At 33.3% G+C, this 19,282-nt stretch carries 27 protein-coding genes; 21 read left to right on the top strand and 6 right to left on the bottom strand.

All coding sequences use genetic code 11. The annotated features are described in order from the left end of the window. Positions 1 to 88: 88 nt before the first annotated feature. The 13 genes from AB674_RS06695 to AB674_RS06640 all read left to right on the top strand — a co-directional run bounded on the left by AB674_RS06695 (position 89) and on the right by AB674_RS06640 (position 6,635). Positions 89 to 1,216, top strand: coding sequence for a hypothetical protein (locus tag AB674_RS06695; protein WP_047775035.1), 1,128 nt, complete (start codon positions 89 to 91; stop codon positions 1,214 to 1,216). 10 nt (positions 1,217 to 1,226) lie between these two features. Then, entirely contained in the window at positions 1,227 to 1,433 is a 207-nt protein-coding gene (locus AB674_RS06690) for a hypothetical protein (RefSeq protein ID WP_047775033.1), read from the top strand. Next, positions 1,430 to 1,672 carry a hypothetical protein gene (locus AB674_RS06685; RefSeq protein ID WP_047775032.1) on the top strand — a complete coding sequence of 81 codons (243 nt, stop codon included), beginning with the start codon at positions 1,430 to 1,432 and terminating at the stop codon, positions 1,670 to 1,672. The genes AB674_RS06690 and AB674_RS06685 overlap by 4 nt, the downstream gene beginning before the upstream one ends. A 704-nt stretch (positions 1,673 to 2,376) precedes the next feature. Beyond that, the gene (locus AB674_RS22815; protein ID WP_165579361.1) at positions 2,377 to 2,538 is read left to right on the top strand and encodes a hypothetical protein; all 162 of its coding nucleotides are present in this window, start codon (positions 2,377 to 2,379) and stop codon (positions 2,536 to 2,538) included. Between the two features lie 104 nt (positions 2,539 to 2,642). Next, entirely contained in the window at positions 2,643 to 3,362 is a 720-nt protein-coding gene (locus tag AB674_RS06675; protein WP_131701519.1) for a hypothetical protein, read from the top strand. 5 nt (positions 3,363 to 3,367) lie between these two features. Then, positions 3,368 to 3,871: a hypothetical protein gene (locus tag AB674_RS06670; RefSeq protein ID WP_131701518.1), complete on the top strand. Its 504-nt coding sequence runs from the start codon at positions 3,368 to 3,370 to the stop codon at positions 3,869 to 3,871. Between the two features lies 1 nt (position 3,872). Next, a complete protein-coding gene (locus tag AB674_RS06665) occupies positions 3,873 to 4,055 on the top strand; it encodes a hypothetical protein (RefSeq protein ID WP_047775025.1) in 183 nt (60 codons plus the stop codon). Beyond that, complete coding sequence (locus tag AB674_RS06660) at positions 4,055 to 4,573, top strand: hypothetical protein (RefSeq protein WP_047775024.1); 519 nt, start codon at positions 4,055 to 4,057, stop codon at positions 4,571 to 4,573. The genes AB674_RS06665 and AB674_RS06660 overlap by 1 nt, the downstream gene beginning before the upstream one ends. A 2-nt stretch (positions 4,574 to 4,575) precedes the next feature. Then, positions 4,576 to 4,743, top strand: a complete 168-nt coding sequence (locus AB674_RS22810; protein ID WP_165579360.1) for a hypothetical protein — start codon at positions 4,576 to 4,578, stop codon at positions 4,741 to 4,743. Further along, positions 4,721 to 5,245, top strand: coding sequence for a hypothetical protein (locus AB674_RS06655; RefSeq protein WP_053004211.1), 525 nt, complete (start codon positions 4,721 to 4,723; stop codon positions 5,243 to 5,245). Before AB674_RS22810 ends, AB674_RS06655 begins: the two co-directional genes overlap by 23 nt. Positions 5,246 to 5,397: 152 nt before the next feature. Continuing rightward, positions 5,398 to 5,943 (top strand): hypothetical protein, encoded by a 546-nt coding sequence (locus AB674_RS06650; protein WP_047775023.1) that lies wholly within the window; start codon positions 5,398 to 5,400, stop codon positions 5,941 to 5,943. A gap of 3 nt (positions 5,944 to 5,946) precedes the next feature. After that, positions 5,947 to 6,252: a hypothetical protein gene (locus AB674_RS06645; protein WP_047775021.1), complete on the top strand. Its 306-nt coding sequence runs from the start codon at positions 5,947 to 5,949 to the stop codon at positions 6,250 to 6,252. 149 nt (positions 6,253 to 6,401) lie between these two features. Next, positions 6,402 to 6,635: a hypothetical protein gene (locus tag AB674_RS06640; protein WP_047775020.1), complete on the top strand. Its 234-nt coding sequence runs from the start codon at positions 6,402 to 6,404 to the stop codon at positions 6,633 to 6,635. A 420-nt stretch (positions 6,636 to 7,055) separates the two neighbouring features. Here the strand turns inward: AB674_RS06640 and AB674_RS06635 are convergent, their stop codons facing one another. Further along, positions 7,056 to 7,250 (bottom strand): hypothetical protein, encoded by a 195-nt coding sequence (locus AB674_RS06635; RefSeq protein ID WP_047775018.1) that lies wholly within the window; start codon positions 7,248 to 7,250, stop codon positions 7,056 to 7,058. Between the two features lie 177 nt (positions 7,251 to 7,427). Between AB674_RS06635 and AB674_RS06630 the strand changes: the two genes are divergently transcribed. Beyond that, a complete protein-coding gene (locus AB674_RS06630) occupies positions 7,428 to 7,967 on the top strand; it encodes a hypothetical protein (RefSeq protein ID WP_047775016.1) in 540 nt (179 codons plus the stop codon). A gap of 112 nt (positions 7,968 to 8,079) precedes the next feature. On the opposite strand, the gene AB674_RS06625 is transcribed toward AB674_RS06630, so the two are convergent. Beyond that, complete coding sequence (locus AB674_RS06625) at positions 8,080 to 8,463, bottom strand: hypothetical protein (RefSeq protein WP_047775014.1); 384 nt, start codon at positions 8,461 to 8,463, stop codon at positions 8,080 to 8,082. A gap of 99 nt (positions 8,464 to 8,562) precedes the next feature. Then, positions 8,563 to 8,976, bottom strand: coding sequence for a hypothetical protein (locus tag AB674_RS06620; RefSeq protein WP_047775013.1), 414 nt, complete (start codon positions 8,974 to 8,976; stop codon positions 8,563 to 8,565). A 141-nt stretch (positions 8,977 to 9,117) separates the two neighbouring features. Here AB674_RS06620 and AB674_RS06615 point away from each other — a divergent pair, with 141 nt between their 5' ends. Beyond that, positions 9,118 to 10,347, top strand: coding sequence for a multidrug effflux MFS transporter (locus tag AB674_RS06615; RefSeq protein WP_047775012.1), 1,230 nt, complete (start codon positions 9,118 to 9,120; stop codon positions 10,345 to 10,347). Positions 10,348 to 10,457: 110 nt separating this feature from the next. Here AB674_RS06615 and AB674_RS06610 read toward each other — a convergent pair whose 3' ends face one another. Further along, entirely contained in the window at positions 10,458 to 10,799 is a 342-nt protein-coding gene (locus tag AB674_RS06610) for a DUF2853 family protein (protein WP_047775010.1), read from the bottom strand. A gap of 109 nt (positions 10,800 to 10,908) precedes the next feature. Continuing rightward, positions 10,909 to 12,570, bottom strand: a complete 1,662-nt coding sequence (gene menD, locus AB674_RS06605) for a 2-succinyl-5-enolpyruvyl-6-hydroxy-3-cyclohexene-1-carboxylic-acid synthase (RefSeq protein ID WP_047775008.1) — start codon at positions 12,568 to 12,570, stop codon at positions 10,909 to 10,911. A gap of 164 nt (positions 12,571 to 12,734) precedes the next feature. On the opposite strand from menD, the gene AB674_RS06600 reads away from it, so the two are divergent. Both AB674_RS06600 and AB674_RS06595 read left to right on the top strand, forming a co-directional pair. Then, complete coding sequence (locus AB674_RS06600; protein WP_047775006.1) at positions 12,735 to 13,910, top strand: thioredoxin family protein; 1,176 nt, start codon at positions 12,735 to 12,737, stop codon at positions 13,908 to 13,910. A 22-nt stretch (positions 13,911 to 13,932) separates the two neighbouring features. Continuing rightward, positions 13,933 to 14,430: a GNAT family N-acetyltransferase gene (locus AB674_RS06595; protein WP_047775005.1), complete on the top strand. Its 498-nt coding sequence runs from the start codon at positions 13,933 to 13,935 to the stop codon at positions 14,428 to 14,430. 523 nt (positions 14,431 to 14,953) lie between these two features. On the opposite strand, the gene AB674_RS06590 is transcribed toward AB674_RS06595, so the two are convergent. Next, a complete protein-coding gene (locus AB674_RS06590) occupies positions 14,954 to 15,541 on the bottom strand; it encodes a glutathione peroxidase (protein WP_047775003.1) in 588 nt (195 codons plus the stop codon). Positions 15,542 to 16,535: 994 nt separating this feature from the next. Between AB674_RS06590 and AB674_RS06580 the strand changes: the two genes are divergently transcribed. The 4 genes from AB674_RS06580 (at position 16,536) to AB674_RS21835 (ending at position 19,108) form a co-directional block, all read left to right on the top strand. Further along, complete coding sequence (locus AB674_RS06580; RefSeq protein ID WP_047775000.1) at positions 16,536 to 17,066, top strand: RNA polymerase sigma factor; 531 nt, start codon at positions 16,536 to 16,538, stop codon at positions 17,064 to 17,066. Next, positions 17,066 to 17,854, top strand: coding sequence for an anti-sigma factor domain-containing protein (locus AB674_RS06575; RefSeq protein ID WP_047774998.1), 789 nt, complete (start codon positions 17,066 to 17,068; stop codon positions 17,852 to 17,854). Before AB674_RS06580 ends, AB674_RS06575 begins: the two co-directional genes overlap by 1 nt. Before the next feature lie 93 nt (positions 17,855 to 17,947). Further along, positions 17,948 to 18,331 (top strand): DoxX family protein, encoded by a 384-nt coding sequence (locus tag AB674_RS06570; protein WP_047774996.1) that lies wholly within the window; start codon positions 17,948 to 17,950, stop codon positions 18,329 to 18,331. A gap of 48 nt (positions 18,332 to 18,379) precedes the next feature. Continuing rightward, positions 18,380 to 19,108 (top strand): DUF3667 domain-containing protein, encoded by a 729-nt coding sequence (locus tag AB674_RS21835; protein ID WP_053004210.1) that lies wholly within the window; start codon positions 18,380 to 18,382, stop codon positions 19,106 to 19,108. The last annotated feature ends 174 nt before the right edge of the window (positions 19,109 to 19,282 follow it).

The following is a 19,282-nucleotide window of genomic DNA, read 5'->3' as shown; positions in this document are numbered from 1 at the left end:
AAAAAGTCTATTTTACATAATATAAATTATGGTTCAAAAGTGTTGCTATCTATTTAGCAGTCAATTTATTAACCTTAATTCTGTTGTTATGTTTAATACTGGATTAATAGATTCGTTAAAGATTCGAGTAAAGCTTGAAAAAGTTAAAATTCTCGATAAACGTCTGATAACTGACTTCATTGCATATTACCCAGATATTGAAACTTTGGATAATGATGGAAATGAAAATCAAAAACTTGGCGATAATTTTCGCAAAGCTGAACCATTCACAAAAATTATTAACGGAATTACTTATAGGTTTTACATCAAAGCCTTTATTGATTCAAAAAAACTCGCTCATGAATATGTTGTATTTCAAATCTCAGCTAAGATGCTTAAAGAACGTTATTTTGAAGGAATTACGTCAGATAATTATGCAAGTATTGTTACTGATATTAATTCTTTCGGTGTCCTGCGTATTTCTAATAAAGACTTTTTGGAAGGTCTTGTTTCTGATATTGACATTTGTATTAATCAGCTAATTGACTTAAAAAGCTTAAAAACTGCATTTAGTTTAATCCTGCAAAATCCAAATTCAGGAAAAAAACCACTGTTACATCATATTTCCCAATCAAACACTTTAAAAAACACAAATAATTTAGGACTAGATTTTAATAAACGTGAAAAAGCAACAAATACAACACCTTACTGTAAAATTTATCATAAAGGCTTTGAACTTTTATCAAAGTCAATCACCTTTTATAAGGCTTTTCTTGAACCTATGAGAACAAGCGTAATTGATAATCTTGTACGCTATGAGTTTACAATTAAAGCACATAAGCATAAAGAATATCTATGTAAACAAGGTTTTAAAGCTGATTTTAAAACACTTTTTGATTTATTAAAGGCAAATCCTAAAGAGTTGCATTTAATCGCTAAAAGCGGCATTAAACACTACATAGAGCCTAAAACCAAATCTAAAGTCGATTCTGAGTTAAATCCAAGTGATGTTATGGTTCAATTTTATATTGAAAATCTCATAAAATTGGGTTTTGATGAAGAAAAACTTTTAGGCTTCACCTACTTAATTAACTGCCCTGTATCAAAATCACGTACAAAATCAAAAGCAAAAAAATTGATTGATGATTTAAAAAACCGTGATAAGAATCTAAATATTAAAATTCAAAGCAACGAACGTAGTAACCAATTTTTACAAAACTTAGGTGTAGACCTTTAAAACAAGACACATGGAGATATTTAATGACTTTTACGAAAAAAGGCTGCAAGCCCTAAATGAGTACTCAGATAACTTGCAAAGAGAATTAGATCGCGGAGAGTATTCTTTCATTTTAAGAAAAGAGTATACAGGCGAATACAAAGCAGTTCAAAAAGAAATTGCGCTTTTAAAATGGATTAAAAGCGAACTTAATATCCACCAAAAACAAATGATATGAATATAGATTTAAGAAACATCTCTTTAGAGTTTGAAACCGAAGTTAACAGGATAAAGAAAGAATTTGACATTAGTACAAATTCTAAAGCGGTTGAACATTCTGTTATAAATTATTTCAAGAAGCTGGAAGAAATTAAAACGCTAAAAGAAGAATTATTTAAAACAAAACAAAGCTTGTCACATTATGAAAGAAGATTAGATAATTTGAAAGATTTATTTGGTTGGATTATGGAAAAATAACGTGAAAGTTGTTTCCGGATCTTTTCTGCAGCTGACTAAAACAACGTTAAAAAGCACCCATTTGTCCAGGAATAATAAGATTAAATAACGTGAAACTATTGACAAGCAAAATAACCGTCCAAATTCTTACAAAAATGAATGACATTTTTATATATATAATTTGCCTTTTAATCGGCTTAATTCTCGGTCTTAAAATTTCCCAAAATCCCGACTAATGATAGTCGGGATTCATTTAACAAATTTGTTAATCTGCTAAAATCTAAAATATGAAAAAAACATGTGAAAATTGTGCCTCATTCGACCGAACCAAATTCCTACATCATCACGCCACTCGAGACGCTGGAATGTGCGGAAAATTCACGGAGGTAACTTTTAAAAGAAATTCCTGTAAATGGTTTCTCGAGAAACAAAATTTGTCTGAAAAGGAAATCTTCGAGCCCCTCGTCGACTTATCAAAATTGCCGCCAGTAAACCAATTAAATTTATTCCCATGATTAAGAAAAAAGTAAAAACTAGAATTAAAATGATTGATATGCAAATACAAAATCATTCTGCGCTAATTATATATAGGCCGTTCTCACTCTTTGGAATGAGTAAAGATTTAGAAATGCTAAAATTTGAAAAAAAAATATTAAAAAATCTATTAAAATAAAAAAGAGAGGGTTGCACCCCTCTCCTATCCAAACCCAAAAAATCTACAACCTATGGAACTATTAAAAGTCATTACTGCTAAAGAATTAGCCAATTCAATGGGTGTTCATGTGAATACCGCAAAAAGTTTTATAAAAGATATAAAACAGGAATACGCTATTACAACCGTTTTATTATGTCATGTTAATTCGTATTTCAAAGTTAATGCCAAATAAGTACAAAAAGACACATTAGCGCACAAATTAGCACAAGCCCCGAATTACGGGGTTTTTTTATGCTCAATTTTGACCCAATCATCAATCAAAAAACATTTATAAAAATGGAATTATTTACTTCACAAGGCAAAAACTTGACTAAATCAGGTGTTTTGCTTTTAACCAAATCAGTTGGTTCTTTAATTGTTTCTATGTCATTGGATTTGGAAGCTTTAACAACGGAGCAAATTAAAATTGAGGTCGAGCGTAAAACGGGTAACTTGGAGATTACCAAAGGATTTATGTCGCTCTTTGATTTTATTGCTTTAACTACTTTCAACGATGACGCTGTAACGGCTGATACAACCTTTAAAACAACCGCAGTATGTGAAATCGCTGAGGATGGTTTTGTCTTCTTGGAAGAAAAAGACGTTATCAAAATCGAATTAACGGGTTTAAAAGCTGCCGAGACCTATGTTTTGAATGGTATCGAAGAGCCTCAAATGTCTGAAAAAGTATTATCCTTTGAAAACAAATCAATGGCATCGGACGATAAAGACAAGAATTTCGAAATTGAACATTGCGATCTCGCTTTAATTGATAACTCTGATACTATCACGGAAATTGCTTATACATTTTTCAATGATGTAGTAGTAAAATACACACTTCATGAGTTAAGATGTCTTAGCCGTCAGGTTGACCCTGTAGCGTATGTTCGTCAAGATGGAACAACAAAGAGTGCTTTTGCTTCAAAATTGCAACTTCCATTATTTGGAGTTAAATCGATTAACGTTAGAAAAGCACAGGGCGCTATTGTTAACCTTTTATGCCGAATTGAATCGTAATGGGTTTGTTTAAAAAAATCGGAAAGGCTGTCAAAAAAGGACTTAAACAAGTCTCTTTAAAAAACGTGGTAAAGATAGGAACTCCACTCTTATCAATGATACCAGTTGTTGGCGGTTTAGCTCAAAACGTTGTGGGAGGTATCTCAGAAGCGCATGAGGCGAGAAAACAAGAAAAAGCAGCAATTGAAGCGGGAAATCAACAGCAAGCAGAATACTGGGCGCAAGTGGCTCAGGAAAAAGCGGCTACCTCAGGTGCTTTAGTAGGACAACAGGCGGGTGGTGTCTTTAAAAATTTTGCAAAAGGGGCAACAAATGAACTCATTGCGCAAACCTCTGCGGGAACAAAAGAAGCTGCGGGTAGTATTGGGGCAGAAATCGCAGACCAATCCATTAAAGCTTGGTTTACCAAACACTTAAATAAATTATTAATCGGTTTAGGTGTCTTAGTCGGTGCAATCTTCTTGTACAAACAGACCTCAAAAAAGACAACGCAAAAAAGGAGGTTTTAATATGACTTTATTAACTGGAACAATGGGTATTGGCGCAATTCAAGGAGTTGAAGCCATGCCCTCTCCCACTCCAACGAGTGAGATTATTAAAATTGCTATTCAATTGATAATCGGAGTAATTACAGCATGGAAAATGCTTAAAAAACCTAAAGAAGTAATCAGTAATCAAAACACAGAAATCTAATGTCACAAACTTTTTATAAAGGCTCAGACGGCAATTTTTATCCCGTAGGCAATCAAAGAAATACAGCAAATAATTTCCAAAGAAATAACTCTTTTGTTGCTGCGCCAAATCAGACTCCACAACAGGGGCAAATATTCAAGCGTAGCGGAGCGGTTTACTCTAAAATCAGAAACGGAAATTTTGAAGGCAATACAATTGTAAACGCTTGGAGAAAGACTAAAATGGGGCTCATGCAAGCAACTGTAACCCCTTATAGCGGTGGAAATGGTAAAGGTTTAGAAATCGTCAATTCTCAGGGAAAATCGGGCAATCAAGACAAAGAATACCAAAAAATGATTTGTACCATTAAAAACACTTCCATAGGTACGAATCAAACCTATCATGTTTTAATGAATGTGAAAACACAGGTCATTGTAATTCAGGATTTAGGTTTGTGCATCACCCCTAACGGTAGCGGTGTAACGAGAAGCGGTAAACGTGTAACGGGCTATTTTGGTAAAAACTTTAAATCGAGATAAATATGAAAAAATTAGGAGGCATTTTAAACGGCTTAAAAACCGTCGCTAAATTCAGCATTTACGCTGTGGCATTCTTGAAAATTATTCAATATGCTATCGATACAATAGAAGATTTACAACCAAAAGAACCACAAAATTTAGAAGCAAATGAGCAAATCGTTCCTGAATAACCACGCTGTAAGAGGCTTAAGAAACAATAACCCGGGCAATCTAGTGAGAACCCCTGATGCGTGGCAGGGAAAAATACCGTTCCCGCAGAGTAAAGACGCTAAATTTGAGCAATTTAATTCTTTAAAATGGGGTCTTAGAGCCATGTTAAAAGACCTAATACACGATATCAATAAAGGCAAGAACACCGTTACTAAATTAATAAACGAATATGCGCCGAAATCAGAAAACAATACTAAAGCTTACATCTTGAGTGTTTGTAAGTCTATAGGTGTCAAGCCTGATGATAAAATAACAGCCATTAATAACGAGTTCTTGACCTTATTGGTTCGTGCAATTTTAAAAGTAGAATTAGGTGGAGCACATACAGAAGTAAAAGATTCTGATATCCAACAAGCTTTAGAATTACTCGGAGACGTTTCCACAAAATCGCTAACTGTGACTATTAAAAAGAATTTCAAACCACTATTACCAGTCTTAACATTCCTAGTGCTTTTTTTTTGATTAATCAGCAACGCAGTAAAAAAACAAATTTAAAAACTTATAAAAATTATTAAAAATGGAAAAATTTAAAACATTCATCATCGCTAATCAAGTCGTAATTATCGCTGGCTTAATCGTTGGTGTAATTGCAGTAGGATACAAAGTTTTTATTCATGATAAAAAATAGTAAAAACAATCAAAATCATGCGTTTAATGATGCTTTTGACTTCATTAAACGCAATTGGTTAATTATAGCGGCTATGCTTTTGGTTATCCCATACCTTAAACGCTATTTAGAAGACCAAGCGACCAAAAACATTATCAATCAAGGTGATAACTATGTAAAAGAAGCTGAGGCCAAAGCTGAAGTTTTAAAAGATATCAAACTTGTTGAAAATGGCAATCCATTATCTCAGAATCAAAAAAGAAAAGCAATAACCTCCAGTAGTGCCCTTTGGGCTGCTAGTACGTCATTAGCCCATGATTTAGGCGTAAAATATAAAGATGCGGGTAATTGGTATGATTTCTTAGACCCTCGAGGTTGGACAGAAAATGACAAATCGGCACGAAAAACCTTAGTATACCAAAGGAATAATTTTGCGATTCTTGAAAAATTATACTACGAAGTAGACACTAACTCAAGAAATCTAAGAAATGACATTTTGAAATACATGGACAAAGACGAATTAACCTATCTCAGACGATATTTAAAAATTTAATCTATGGCTTTACCATCAGCAGACGAAGGATATACCCTGTATTACCTAAACAGGAATTATACCATAAACACTATTAAGTGCGATACATTAGATACATCAATTCTTATTCCAGAAGATTTAATCTTCATAAACATACGACAAGGCGTTTTTTTTAAGAGAGAACCGCACCCATGTATTGATTTAACGGATTTGGAAAGATTGATAATGTCAACCGAATTTTTTGACATGCAAATTATCAAAGATGGTGACTTTAGAAAAGCAAATACTTATTTATCACCACTTTGCAATATTGACTTCATCCCTATGTAAGAATTTTTTTAAATATGCCCTATCGAGTAGGGGAGGTAAAAACTCTTACATTTTAACATTTAAATTGAAAATAGTATGTATATTTGGGGAAACTTCTACGAGATTTAAAATGACTGCGCTAACAGTCTCTCGTTGATAAAATACATATCATGTCTACAAAACTAAAAAACGGCTTATTAAAAGTCACTTTTTCGCATATACTAGCGAATGGAACTAATTCCTGTTGGTTTAAGTTTAAAGAAGCCTCTTTGCAATATCTCAGTTACTACTGGAGAAGCAAAGAGGATTTTCGCTATTTAAAAATATACCAAAAGTTAGAAAATGGCCAATGTGGTCCAAAAATCGGATTTATTACCAGAGATAAAGCAGAGCTAAATTTTTAGGTTATATTATTAATTCGTTAACTGGCGTAGCCCTAAGCGCTACAATATCAAATACTTAAGTTTAACCCAAAAAAAAAGAGCCTCAAACGATGCGCTAACATCTTGGCTCTTATTGATAAAATACAATGACAAAGATACAAATTACTTCCGAAAAAAACAGTTTTCCATACTATAAATTATGGTTCATTTATACTGTAATTAATTAAACAATCACCATATGAACTAAAAACGATTTGTTTTAAGGAATTACACCAAGTGTTATCTATAGAATTAACAAAATACAATCGAAAACTGGTAATTATACTTCTCGACAATACTTCAATGATTAAATAATAGATAAGCTTTTGTATTAATTTACAAAGGCTTATTAATGTTAGTGAGGTTCCTATACTGAAAAGATCATTTTCATAGTATTTTGTTTTATTGTTTAGAATTTGCCTCTTTAATTTTTTCTACAACAGTTATGTAGTCCAGCTTGATATCTTTTTTTTCACCATTGGATAACATTATTTTAGTAGATGATAAATTTTCTTCTACATACATAATATGTTCTATGTTAATCAAATGTTTTTGTGGTTTCCCGTGTGTAATAAGATCAAATTCAATAATTTTCATTAGTTATATTTTTTTTTGTAATTAATATTCTTACTAAAGTAATAATAAATATACTATCGATTCTTTTTCTAAGGTATAATTATTTATTCTTTTATAGCAATTGGTAAAGTGAAATTAAAATTATTGGCATTATATTTGAAAATATTTAACAACCATAAACCCACAAAACAATACCACATGAAAAAAAACACTTTATTAAAAATTTTGATTGGATTAGTAGCTGTTCTTATTATTCTTGTTTCTGCGTCTTTTATAAACTCTCATTCTCCTGCTGGTTTTAAAAATGAAATGGAGCCTCAGAAGTATGTTGACTCTGTTTCTAGTTCTTTAGAAGATCTAACTATTAAAAATAGAGAGATAAGGAATAATTGGAATACTTATTTTAAGGTTAGTAACAATAAATTTAGTTATTATGAAATTGGAGGTATTGAGAATTTACAAATTTCATTTACAAACGATTCTGATTATGTGGTTGATAATGCTTATGTAGATGTTTGTTATGTTATTGACAACGGAAGTTGTTATAAAACAGAGAGTTTACTTTTTAAACACGTAGCGCCTCATTCTATTGTAACTCAAGACGCTCCTAATTCTTCAAGAGGTACAAATATTCGTTTAGAGTTTTCTCAAATATATTCAGACAAACTAAACTTTTTATACGGTCAAAATATTGTTGGTACAAGATCTTCTATTGATCCTTATTTTTCGAAAGATTAATAATTTCTAATTGATTGAAGGGAAATAATATTTTCACGCAGATTTGGCAGATTTAGCAGATTTTTTCAGTGATCTTCCGCTAAAATCCGCTAAATCTGCGTGCGTATTTTTTTTAATCATACAACTTAGTCAAAATCGTTTCTTGCGGAATCAAGTCTGAACCGGCTCTTTTAGTAAACTGAATATTTTTATCACTTACATCAAGAATAATACTTGCACCAATGCCATTTTTACCTTTAAGTTTTACTATAGCTTTTTCGCCAAGAGGATAAACAAATCCGGTGACCTCCATGATACCGGTGTTCTTTTTTTCGTCGTTGTTGATTATTTCAGCTGTCCCAAAAATGTTTGAATTTGATTGGGCCAAGATGAGATTCAAAATGTATTTTTTACTGCAATCTTTGCAATTTTCGTTGCTCCAGGTTCCGGTAAACAAATTGGTTTGGGAATATCCTGCCAAAGAAAAAAATAGAAAAAGTAAGCTGATTTTCTTCATATAAAAAGAGTTTTTTTTGTAAATTACTTTTCAAATATACTGCAAAAAAAACCTCTGTAAACTAATTACAGAGGTTTTTGAAAAGCAATTTCTATTGTTTTATTTTTTAACGTAAACTGATTTTCCGTTTACAAACAATTCAAACTCTTTTTTGTCGTCATAGTAAATTGTTTTATAATAATCTCCGTCAAAAAGAGTTACATCACCATGAGATTTTCCATCGGCTTTTGTGGTGTAATTGAACGTGACTTTTTGATTATAAGGCCCAAGTCCTAAGCTATATGCACTAAATGGTGTGCCTCTCAGGTCAAATTCCTGCTTAGAATCGATAATCTTGCCGTCTGCATAAAAATTGGTGATTTGTTTTGTAAGTGGAATATCCGAATAATATTCACTGACTTTTTTAAGAAATTCATACTGCTCGGGGCTTGTCGTCTCAATTTTTGAGCTAATGGTCTGAGCAAATGAAATTGATGTAAATACAAGCGATAATAATAAAACGTACTTTTTCATAATTTTTAATTTTAGATTAGTAATCACATAGCAACTTAACCAGGTTTAAAAATTCAGTCTTTCCATAAAAAAGACTTTAATCACTTAGAAAGATATGAAATCTTTACCTTTGCAAAAAATTAAAAGCCTTTTTTTAAGATAATGACAACAAAAAAATACATAAAACTGATCCTAATTTTAGGTTCTTTGACAGCTCTTGGTCCATTTTCAATAGACATGTACTTGCCCGGATTCTCAGAAATAGCCAAAGATTTAGATACTTCTGTAGCTCAGGTTGCAATGAGTTTATCCAGTTATTTTGTCGGAATCTCTGCCGGACAATTACTTTATGGACCATTATTAGATCGCTTTGGACGAAAAAAACCACTATTTATTGGTTTAATGGTCTATATCTTAGCTTCTTTAGGTTGTGTTTATGTGACCGATATTGACTCGTTTATCTTTTTGAGATTCATTCAGGCAATCGGAAGCTGTGCGGCGACAGTTGCTTCAGTTGCGATGGTACGAGATTTATTTCCTGTAAAAGACATTCCCAAAGTTTTTTCTATGTTAATGCTTGTTGTCGGGCTTTCGCCAATGTTGGCGCCAACAGTCGGTGGTTACGTTACCGAGGATTATGGTTGGCATATGGTATTTCTTATTTTGATGTTTATGGGAATTCTTATTTTAATCGCTTCCCAAGTTGGTTTACCAAATTCATATAAACCGGATACTTCAATTTCATTAAAGCCAAAACCTATAATCACCAACTTTTTGTCGGTTTTAAAAGAGCCTCAATTTTATACGTATGCATTTACGGGTGCGATCGCATTTTCGGGCTTATTTTCGTACGTAGCGGCCTCCCCTATCGTTTTTATGGACATTTATCATGTTGACCCTAAGACCTATGGATGGATTTTCGCCTTTATGTCGCTTAGTTTTATTGGTTCGAGCCAGTTGAATTCGATTTTACTAAAGAAATTCTCAAGCGAACAAATGATTTTTGGGGCTTTAATTTCACAATCAGTCATAAGCATACTATTCCTAATCTTGTCTTTAAAGAACCTTTTAGGACTGTATGAAACAATCGGAATGCTCTTTATATACCTGGCTTGCCTGGGAATATCAAATCCAAATACTGCAGGACTTACTATGGCTCCGTTTGCAAAGAATGCCGGAAGTGCCTCGGCCTTAATGGGTGCTATTCAACTTGGCTTAGGCGCATTGGCTTCATTTGCAGTGGGAGTTTTTGTGAAAGATTCGATTACCCCAATGGTAGCCATTATGACTACAACAACGATTACGGCTTTTATTGTTTTAAATATCGGAAAACGTTTTATCAAAGAAAAAGTAGCTCTTTCTGATCAAGACGACATTATAATTGGGCACTAGAGGTTTTAAATTCCAATATTTTAAATTCCAAATTCCAACTTTTAAATCAAAAAAGTCGCTGCTTCACATTTATTAGGCAGCGACTTTTTTGATTTCTAATAAAGCTTCTTTTATTTATAGAGATCCTCTTTTTTAAAGTGCAAGATCAAGAGATAATAAACTACAACTCGGTATTTATTCCTATTCGACTTACCGTACTTTTCCAGAACGGCTTGAATACCTTCGTCTAAAGCTGCATTTTCAGACAGTCCTAACTTCTTGATTAAAAAATTATTTCGTACCGTTTCCAGTTCCGATCGCTGTGTTCCGGCAACCGTAGAGGAATCATCATTATAAATCGATGGTCCACAGCCTATTGTTACTTTTGTCAATAGTTCCATTTTTGGAACAATACCACATTTCTCTTTCAGATCTTCTGCATACTTTGCGATTAATTCTTCTCTTGTATTCATAATAAAATTTATAAAGATTTGGTACTATTTAATAACATCAAACTTATAGCTTTATCTCTTATAATCAAAAGAATACGGCAATTTTAACACTTATTTACTTACAAATAAACTAAATTAGTTCTTTAAAAAACTGTTTTAAAATAATATCGTTATCAGAAGTCGGCGTGAAAATTTCCAGCAACACCGGAACATCATTCTCGGCATAAAGCAATTCTATACTTTTTTCCAACGAATTCAAATCCGAAGCGGCATAATAACGCAACTGATACATTTTGGCCAGATGCTCCGCCGTTAAGTGATGTGAAGTTTCGAAATACGTATTAAAAACCGGTTTTTCTTCATGTCCGGGTAAAATTCTGAAGATCCCTCCTCCTCCATTATTAATTAAAATAATCTTGAAGTTTTTAGGGATATAAGCATTCCACAAGGCGTTACTGTCGTATAAAAAGCTAATATCACCCGTTATAAAAACGTTTTGTTTTCCGCTTCCTACTGCAGCACCAATCGCTGTTGAAGTACTACCGTCAATTCCACTTGTGCCTCTATTGCAAAAAACCTCTATCGAAGAGTCAATATCTATCAATTGCGCATAGCGAATGGCAGAACTGTTGCTAATCTGAAGCTGGCTGTTTTTAGGCAAAGATGCTATTACTTTCTCAAAAACTTTAAAATCTGAAAACGGAATCTTATTTAAATATTCCTTTTTCCTTATTTTTCTTAATGCGTAGCTATTGTTTATAGTATCAAAATAATCACTTTCTGTAGTTACTGCTTTTGATAATAGGTCTTTAAAAAAATGATTTGGTTGCATTACAAAATGCTTTGTTAGCGCATTAAAAGTGTCGTAAGCTCGCAAAGTATCAATATGCCAATGGTGTTTTGGTTTGTATTTCCTCAAGAATCCTTTGATTCTTTTTGAAACGATCATTCCTCCAAAAGTTACTAAAAGATCGGGGTGAAAGTCCTTAAATTCAATATCATCAAAGGGTGTAATTAAAGTATCAATGCTGTTAATAAAACTCGGATGATGTAGATTTGAAGTTGTTTCTGTCAGTACCACAACCGAAGGGTCTTTGGCTAAACTTTCAATTACTTCCTCTGCAATCATGTTGACTTCATTTACGCCAACCATAATTAATTTTCGCTTGGCTGAATTCCAAATCGAAACAAATTCTTCTCCGTTTCCTATGTTTTTAGTTTCTGCTAAAGGTTCTGAATTTGTAATTTTTGAGTTTACAGAAAGTGCTTCAACTGTTTCGTATAAAGGTTCTTCGAAAGGCGCATTAATGTGTACCGGACCTTTTTTAGAAATGGCAGTGTCAATTGCGGTATTGATTTTTAAATCGTTTTCAACGGAAGCATCTTCCGTTAAATTGGCATTAAAAACGGAATGATTTTCATATACATTTTGCTGCCTGATGGTTTGTCCGTCTCCGATATCAATTTTACTCTGAGGACGGTCAGCCGAAATTACAATTAAGGGTATCTGACTATAGAAAGCTTCGGCAACAGCCGGATAATAATTTAATAATGCTGATCCTGACGTACAAACAACTGCGGTTGGCTGTTTGGTTTGCTGGGCAATTCCCAATGCAAAAAAAGCAGCACATCGCTCATCTGCAATACTGTAACAGGTAAAATCAGGGTTTTGAGCAAATCCAATTGTTAAAGGAGCATTTCTGGATCCCGGAGAAATTATAATATTGGTGATTCCTTTTTTCAAACAAATCTCAATAATGCTTTGAGCAAGCGGTATTTTGGGGTAAATCATTCGTATAACGTATTATTTTTGAAAGAAAATCATCAATTTTCTATACTACAAAGTTACAAACTTCGACGTTCATTTAACTTATAAATGGCGAGATATTAAGACAATTTCTGGAAAAAGAGAATATATTTGTAAAAGCTAATTTTTCGAATAAAACAGAACTACTTATGCGCTATCTCTATTTGCTTTTACTTTTCGTTACACTACAAACTATAAATTCGCAGAATCAGTTTATTCCCGATGACACCACTTACAAAACGGGCCTCGAGACTGCTAAAAAAGAAAACAAATCTCTTTTTGTAATGCTTTATGCTGATTGGTGTCCGCATTGCAATCTGATGAAAAAAGAGGTCTTTAGTGATCCGACCGTGATGGATTTTTTAAAAAAGAACTATGTGTGCGTTTGGTTGAATATTGAAAAAGAAGAAGGAAAAGCGATCCAGAAAAAGTTCAATACCAAATCGCTGCCTACGTTTTTGTTTTTGGATGCCAATGAAACACTTCTTTACACTTTAAAAGGCGAAATGAAAACAGCAGAATTTATGACGGAGGCGAATAATGCTCTAAATCCAAAGCTGCAATTGCCTTTTTTAGAGAAAGAATTCTTAGCTGACCCAAGCAATTCAACAAAATTTTTTGCTTATTTGAACACTCTAAGAAAAGGCAAAGACAGAACCGATTTATCACCGGCTACTCATACCTATCTTAACACCCAATCGGATGCACAACTGATTAGTGAGACCAACTGGCGTGTGATTGCCAATGGGGTTACCGATATTAACTCGAGAGAATTTCAATATGTTTTAAATCATCAAAAAGAATTTGCTGCTGTGGCTTCGCAAAACCGTGTTGATCGTAAAGTGGTGAGTATCGTTAGTGAATTATTGCGTCCTCTTGTGGATAATTTAGATACGGTAAACTATTACAAACAAAGGGAAATTGCGAAATCTATCCGATTACAGAAAACCGATTCTTTGGTTTTTAAATTTGATCTGACTTTGGCTGAACGCACTGAAAAATGGAAATTCTATAAAAAAGTAACCTTAGAAGATACTCAAAAATTGGTTTGGAATGATGCTTCTTTTCTGAAGGATATCGGACAAACCTATCTCAAACACATCGAGGATATTGATGCGTTGAAAAAATCCATTTTTTGGGTCAATCATTCCTTAGAACTTACTGATTCTTATGATGGAAACTTACTTCTGGCCCGACTTTACAACAAAATAAAAGATAAAAAAACAGCCTTGAAATACGCAAAAAAAGCAAAGGTAATCTGCACTGAAATGACCTGGAGCACCAAAGATGTGGATGCTTTATTGGCTGAATTAGGCACGAAATAGTGCTTCAAAACTTAAAATAAATATGGACATTGTACTTAGACCTGCTACAACAAACGATTTAAAGAAAATTCTTGACATCGTAAATCATTCGATTTTGCATACCACTGCCAATTATAGTTATGACATTCAAACATTGGAGGTACAAACCAAATGGTTTGAGGACAAACAGGCTAAAAATCTACCAATAGTTGTGGCTGATCTTGATGGCGAAGTTGTTGGTTTTGGCAGTTATGGCCCTTTTAGAGAGAAAATTGGATACCAATATACTGTTGAACATTCTGTTTACGTTGTTGACACTGTGATTGGAAAAGGAATAGGTTCTAAATTGTTAACAGCAATCATTCGATTGGCCAAAGAACAAGGCTATCACGTCATGATTGGCGCTATAGACGCTGATAATGCGGGAAGTATTGCTTTTCATGAGCGATTTGGTTTTGTGGCAACAGGAACGATTCGTGAAGTTGGGTATAAATTTGATCATTGGCTTGATCTTGTTTTTATGCAGTTGATTTTGATTTAGTTGCGGACTGCGTTCGGGAATATTTGCTTAACCGCAAAGTGCACAAGGGAATACGCAAGGTTCGCAAAGTTTTGGATTAAGTCCAAAGGTTGTGGAGCTACTTACGAAGATTTACCTAGATAGTTATAGTACCGAAGCGTCAAGGCCTTATTTCATATCGTTCTGTCATTTCGAGGCACGAGAAATCACACTCTAAAACCAACAAAGACTGGTAATTTCTGCGCGGAATTCCTTGTGTGATTTCTCGTGCCTCGAAATGACAAAAAAAGGGGGTGAAATTCCAATACTAAAATTCCAAATTCCAAACTTCCCCTAAATGTCACCCTGAGCGAAGTCGAAGGCTTATCCCCAAAATCGCCTATATTTTAAACATAATGCCTCTAAATTCGAAATGACAAATTGAGTATATGTTTTCTAAACAAGGTGCTTTTTCTTATTCTTTGAGACGGAGAAACTTTAATAATAAAATCCACAAATCTGATTAACAAATTTGTGGATTTTATTTTTTGGATAATTTCAGCTTTTAGCTTTTTATCCAATTGATGATTTCGGGATCTGTAGGTAAAGTTCTTGGTTTGATTACTTTTACCAGTTCTCCTTTTTCATTGATCAGGTATTTTTGAAAATTCCATTCTACTTCTGAATCTTCTACGCCATTTTTTGCTTTTTGCGTTAAGAATTTATAGACCTCACACATATCGTCTCCTTTTACAGAAACTTTGTCCATCATAGGGAAAGTCACTCCGTAGTTTTGCTGACAAAAAGCACCTATTTCTTCGTTTGTTCCAGGCTCTTGTGAAGCAAAATTATTTGCCGGAAAACCTACAATCACGAAGCCTTTATCTTTATACTCTTTGTAAATTGCTTCCAAATCTTTGTACTGAGGCGTTAAACCGCATTTTGAAGCGGTATTTACGATCATTACTTTTTTTCCTTTTAAAGAGGCGAAATCAAAAGGGTTTCCTGATAAATCTTCCACTTTAAATTGGTAAATAGTTTCTTTTGCCATGACGTTATCCGTTTTAGGAGTTTTTGTTTTATTTGTTTGTGCTTGATTTTGGCAACTAAATAGAAATAGTGCGCCATAAACCATAAATAATACTTTTTTCATTGTTCTAATTTTTTATAAAATTAATCAAAAACAGTTTTGTTGGTACTTTTTACTCCCTATATTCTGTATTAAACATAAGTTAAATAAAAAAACGAAGCCTAACGTTAATCAGACGTTAGGCTTCTCCCCATACAAACAAATCAAACCATGAAATTTGAATCTTTTAAGCATCTCTGCTTTAGATTTTCAGGGAGTTCCGGGTGCTTTACTGAATTTCTTCGACACTTCCGAACTCGTTTTATATTATTCGATCTTCTTTCAAATAGCAGCTAAATAAGTCCTCTACTAAAATTCCGATTCTCTTTTTAAATAAAATCAGGCGCCATCGTAGTGTACTTTTCTCCTTCGGAAACATCTTCACTTTTAATGGCTTATAATCGGCGCCTAATTTTTCAGAAGTTAAAAAAATACAACCCTTCATAAATGTTGACCAGTTTAACTTCCGCCCCAAATACTCTTTGTTTACTAATTCAAAGTATTCTCTTTTATTTCTTATCTGCTTTGCTTTTACAAGACAACTGAAAAATTTAAATTCGGTTTATGCCCCTCTACCCTCTCTTGCCTAAAATGACTCTTATTAAAATTGGCAAGTGCTAAAACACTTGTTAATCCTACAATCAATATTATTAGATTTTTCGATTTTTGCATAACTCCGTTTTTAATGAGATTTACTTTACTATTTATTTATTAAAAAATGAAAACTATAATTATCTGTTTAAAACAAAACCACTGTCAGTCCATTCATTTTATAAGAAATCTTGACCAGTTTGCTATATGATATGATCTTTTTCACATGTCATAATAGCATTTACGTAATTGGTTTGCTTTTGGTTTTAAAAAAAGTAAAAAAAAATGATTTTTTTCTCAAACCCCTTATTTTACTAAGGATAAGCCTGTTAAAATAATTACCATTTACAGAAAAAAATAAATTACCTTTATCTCAGGTAATAAAAAAACGTTTTTAAAATTTTGTTTAAGCTTAAAAATCCAACCTATGAGTCAAGAAGAATTATTAGTTTTAATTTACAAGAAAGACGAAAGAGCTTTTACCCATTTGTATGATATGTATTCGAAAAGTTTATTTTCGGTCATAAACGTGCTAATAAAAAATCGTGAAGAAGCTGAAGATGTTTTGCAGGAAGTTTTTGTCAAAATCTGGAAAAACATTGATTCGTATAATGAAAGTAAAGGTCGTTTTTACACGTGGATCCTTAATATTGCTAGGAATACTTCTATCGACAAGCTGCGATCCAAAAATTTTAATAACAGTCAAAAAAACCTTTCCTCCGATAATTTCGTAAATCTGTTAGATGACAGTAATAAGTTAGTCAACAAAATTGATACAATTGGTATTCAGGAATTTGTAAAAAAATTAAAGCCGAAATGTATTGAGATCATCGATTTATTATTTTTCAAAGGATACACCCAACAAGAAGCTTCAGAAGAATTGGCAATGCCATTGGGGACTATCAAAACGAACAACAGAAACTGTATTAACGATTTACGTAATTATTTAAAAATATAATGGAAGCACAAGAGTATATTGAATCAGGAATTCTGGAATTATACGTTTACGGTTTATTAACCGAAAAGGAAAATATGGAAATAGCAGAACTGGCTAAAAATAACCCCGAAGTAGATCAGGAAATCCTATCGATCGAGAAAGCGATTGTTGCTTTGTCATCCAGTTTTTCTCCTTTCCATTCGGTGTCTAATTTTGAGAAAATCAAAGCGCGCCTAGAGCTTAAACATGGCAAAGTAGTCGAGATGAAACCGACTTCAAACTGGTCTCAATATGTGGGCTGGGCTGCAGCGGTCTTACTTCTTTTAGGTCTTGGGTACCAAACTTTGGAATTGACCCAAACAAAAGAGGCTATTTCGACTGTTGGTAATGAGAAAACTAAAATCGAAAGAGAGTTTGCTTATTTAGATCAGCAAAACAAAGAGACAGAAAAGAGTTTGACTATTGTAAGAGACATCAAGAATACCGGAGTTACACTTGGTGGTCAGGCTGTTTCGCCAACGTCATTTGCAAAAGTATACTGGAATAAGGATACTAAAACGACGTATATTGATGCTGCAGGTTTGCCAAAACCTCCAAAAGGAATGGTGTATCAGGTATGGGCGCTGAAATTAAGTCCTGTATTAACTCCTACCAGCATTGGTTTGTTAAGCGATTTTGAAGGTAACAATCAGAAAATATTTGCTGTAAACCAAACCGTTTCAGCGGAAGCCTTTGGAATTACACTTGAGCCTGCGGGAGGAAGTTTAACTCCGACAATGGAACAGTTGTATACTTTAGGAAAAGTTTAAAAACTAATTTATTACATACTAAACGCATATTAATCAATTTAATATGCGTTTTTTTATTATTTTAGATTGAAAATTAACTATAACCACCAAACAATGAATGGAACTTTACTCTTAAGAATTTCGGTTGCGATTATCCTTCTAACGCATTCCGTATTTGGAATGTTTAACAACGGTATTAATGATTTTGGCAATTTGTATCTGAACCAAATTGGCTTTGCCCCTTTTGGTGTAGCATTAGCCTGGTCCATAAAACTATCGCATGTAGTTGCAGCGGTGCTGCTGTTATTAAATAAATATATAAAATTAGCCGGCTTTGTAACCATACTGGTCCTTATCATGGGTATAATTTTAGTACACTTCCAGGAAGGTTGGTTTGTTGTTGGAGGAGGCAGAAACGGTATGGAATATAATTTTTTACTCATCGTAGTACTTGTCGCTATTATGTATCCGAATGGTTTTAAAAAGAATAATGCTTAGAAATAAAATTGATCCATTCCTTACACTTTCATTATAACTATTAAAATAATGGAGATTACCTGCAAAAACTGCCATCAAATTTATACCGGCCACTATTGTAATAATTGTGGCCAATCTGCTGAAACTCATTTAATAAATTGGCATTTTTTATGGCATGATATCCAGCATGGATTACTTCATTTTGATAAAGGTATTCTTTACACGGTCAAACAATTGTTTACAAGACCGGGACATAGTATCCGTGAATTTATTGAAGGTAAACGTGTAAGACATTTTAAACCCCTTTCGTTAGTCGTTGTTTTGGCAACGTTATATGGGGTTTTGTACCATTTCTTCCACGTTGACTTAGTTCAAACTGATTCCGATAATCCCTTAGATTTAGTTAAGTTTAATGAATGGGTTTCTACTCATTTCTCCTGGGTTACCATTGCCTCCATTCCGCTTTTTACGATCGGAACTTACATCTGTTTTAGAAATCAAGGCCGCAATTTTGTGGAGTATTTTGTATTGAATACTTTCAAAGCGTCTCAAAAATTAGTTATTGGAATTCTATTATTTCCATTAGCCTATTTTTTTAGTGAAACTCCACAAATTAAAACCGTCACCGTTATTTTGTATGCTATTGATCTCGTTTTGATTCTATGGACCAACATGCAATTCTTTAATAAATTATCCAAAACAAAAGTCTTCTTTTTGTCTCTTCTAAGTCATCTCATTTTTCTATTTCTATTCTTTCTGATTGCAGCTCTTGTTCTGTGGATAACGGGAAATTTATAGGTGAGAAGTTTTCTATTCTATATTTAGCTACGATTTACAAGTTGCTCCGTCTTTTTTTTCGCAATTTTGTCATACTGAGGAACGAAGTATCTTCACGAGTAATTCCGTAAAGTAAAGCGCAACGGTATGGATTCAGCAAACGTAGATCCTTCGTTCCTCAGGATGACAAACTGT

Origin of the sequence: Flavobacterium sp. ABG (assembly GCF_001027725.1) — a bacterium.
GTDB classification, from domain to species: domain Bacteria; phylum Bacteroidota; class Bacteroidia; order Flavobacteriales; family Flavobacteriaceae; genus Flavobacterium; species Flavobacterium cupriresistens.
Note: the sequence above shows the minus strand (reverse complement) of the source record. Positions and strands in the feature narration are given on the sequence as shown.

Bases quoted from the DNA above. Each gene is read 5' to 3' on its own strand.
- AB674_RS06580 (WP_047775000.1), top strand. From the start codon at position 16,536: ATGAGTCAAGAAGAATTATTAGTTTTAATTTACAAGAAAGACGAAAGA.
- AB674_RS06575 (WP_047774998.1), top strand. From the start codon at position 17,066: ATGGAAGCACAAGAGTATATTGAATCAGGAATTCTGGAATTATACGTT.
- AB674_RS06590 (WP_047775003.1), bottom strand. From the start codon at position 15,541: ATGAAAAAAGTATTATTTATGGTTTATGGCGCACTATTTCTATTTAGT.
- AB674_RS21835 (WP_053004210.1), top strand. From the start codon at position 18,380: ATGGAGATTACCTGCAAAAACTGCCATCAAATTTATACCGGCCACTAT.
- AB674_RS06595 (WP_047775005.1), top strand. From the start codon at position 13,933: ATGGACATTGTACTTAGACCTGCTACAACAAACGATTTAAAGAAAATT.
- menD (WP_047775008.1), bottom strand. From the start codon at position 12,570: ATGATTTACCCCAAAATACCGCTTGCTCAAAGCATTATTGAGATTTGT.
- AB674_RS06615 (WP_047775012.1), top strand. From the start codon at position 9,118: ATGACAACAAAAAAATACATAAAACTGATCCTAATTTTAGGTTCTTTG.
- AB674_RS06660 (WP_047775024.1), top strand. From the start codon at position 4,055: ATGTCACAAACTTTTTATAAAGGCTCAGACGGCAATTTTTATCCCGTA.
- AB674_RS06655 (WP_053004211.1), top strand. From the start codon at position 4,721: ATGAGCAAATCGTTCCTGAATAACCACGCTGTAAGAGGCTTAAGAAAC.
- AB674_RS06685 (WP_047775032.1), top strand. From the start codon at position 1,430: ATGAATATAGATTTAAGAAACATCTCTTTAGAGTTTGAAACCGAAGTT.
- AB674_RS06640 (WP_047775020.1), top strand. From the start codon at position 6,402: ATGTCTACAAAACTAAAAAACGGCTTATTAAAAGTCACTTTTTCGCAT.
- AB674_RS06675 (WP_131701519.1), top strand. From the start codon at position 2,643: ATGGAATTATTTACTTCACAAGGCAAAAACTTGACTAAATCAGGTGTT.
- AB674_RS06695 (WP_047775035.1), top strand. From the start codon at position 89: ATGTTTAATACTGGATTAATAGATTCGTTAAAGATTCGAGTAAAGCTT.
- AB674_RS06690 (WP_047775033.1), top strand. From the start codon at position 1,227: ATGGAGATATTTAATGACTTTTACGAAAAAAGGCTGCAAGCCCTAAAT.
- AB674_RS06570 (WP_047774996.1), top strand. From the start codon at position 17,948: ATGAATGGAACTTTACTCTTAAGAATTTCGGTTGCGATTATCCTTCTA.
- AB674_RS06645 (WP_047775021.1), top strand. From the start codon at position 5,947: ATGGCTTTACCATCAGCAGACGAAGGATATACCCTGTATTACCTAAAC.
- AB674_RS06635 (WP_047775018.1), bottom strand. From the start codon at position 7,250: ATGAAAATTATTGAATTTGATCTTATTACACACGGGAAACCACAAAAA.
- AB674_RS06665 (WP_047775025.1), top strand. From the start codon at position 3,873: ATGACTTTATTAACTGGAACAATGGGTATTGGCGCAATTCAAGGAGTT.
- AB674_RS22810 (WP_165579360.1), top strand. From the start codon at position 4,576: ATGAAAAAATTAGGAGGCATTTTAAACGGCTTAAAAACCGTCGCTAAA.
- AB674_RS06620 (WP_047775013.1), bottom strand. From the start codon at position 8,976: ATGAAAAAGTACGTTTTATTATTATCGCTTGTATTTACATCAATTTCA.
- AB674_RS06610 (WP_047775010.1), bottom strand. From the start codon at position 10,799: ATGAATACAAGAGAAGAATTAATCGCAAAGTATGCAGAAGATCTGAAA.
- AB674_RS06600 (WP_047775006.1), top strand. From the start codon at position 12,735: ATGCGCTATCTCTATTTGCTTTTACTTTTCGTTACACTACAAACTATA.
- AB674_RS06630 (WP_047775016.1), top strand. From the start codon at position 7,428: ATGAAAAAAAACACTTTATTAAAAATTTTGATTGGATTAGTAGCTGTT.
- AB674_RS06625 (WP_047775014.1), bottom strand. From the start codon at position 8,463: ATGAAGAAAATCAGCTTACTTTTTCTATTTTTTTCTTTGGCAGGATAT.
- AB674_RS06650 (WP_047775023.1), top strand. From the start codon at position 5,398: ATGATAAAAAATAGTAAAAACAATCAAAATCATGCGTTTAATGATGCT.
- AB674_RS22815 (WP_165579361.1), top strand. From the start codon at position 2,377: ATGGAACTATTAAAAGTCATTACTGCTAAAGAATTAGCCAATTCAATG.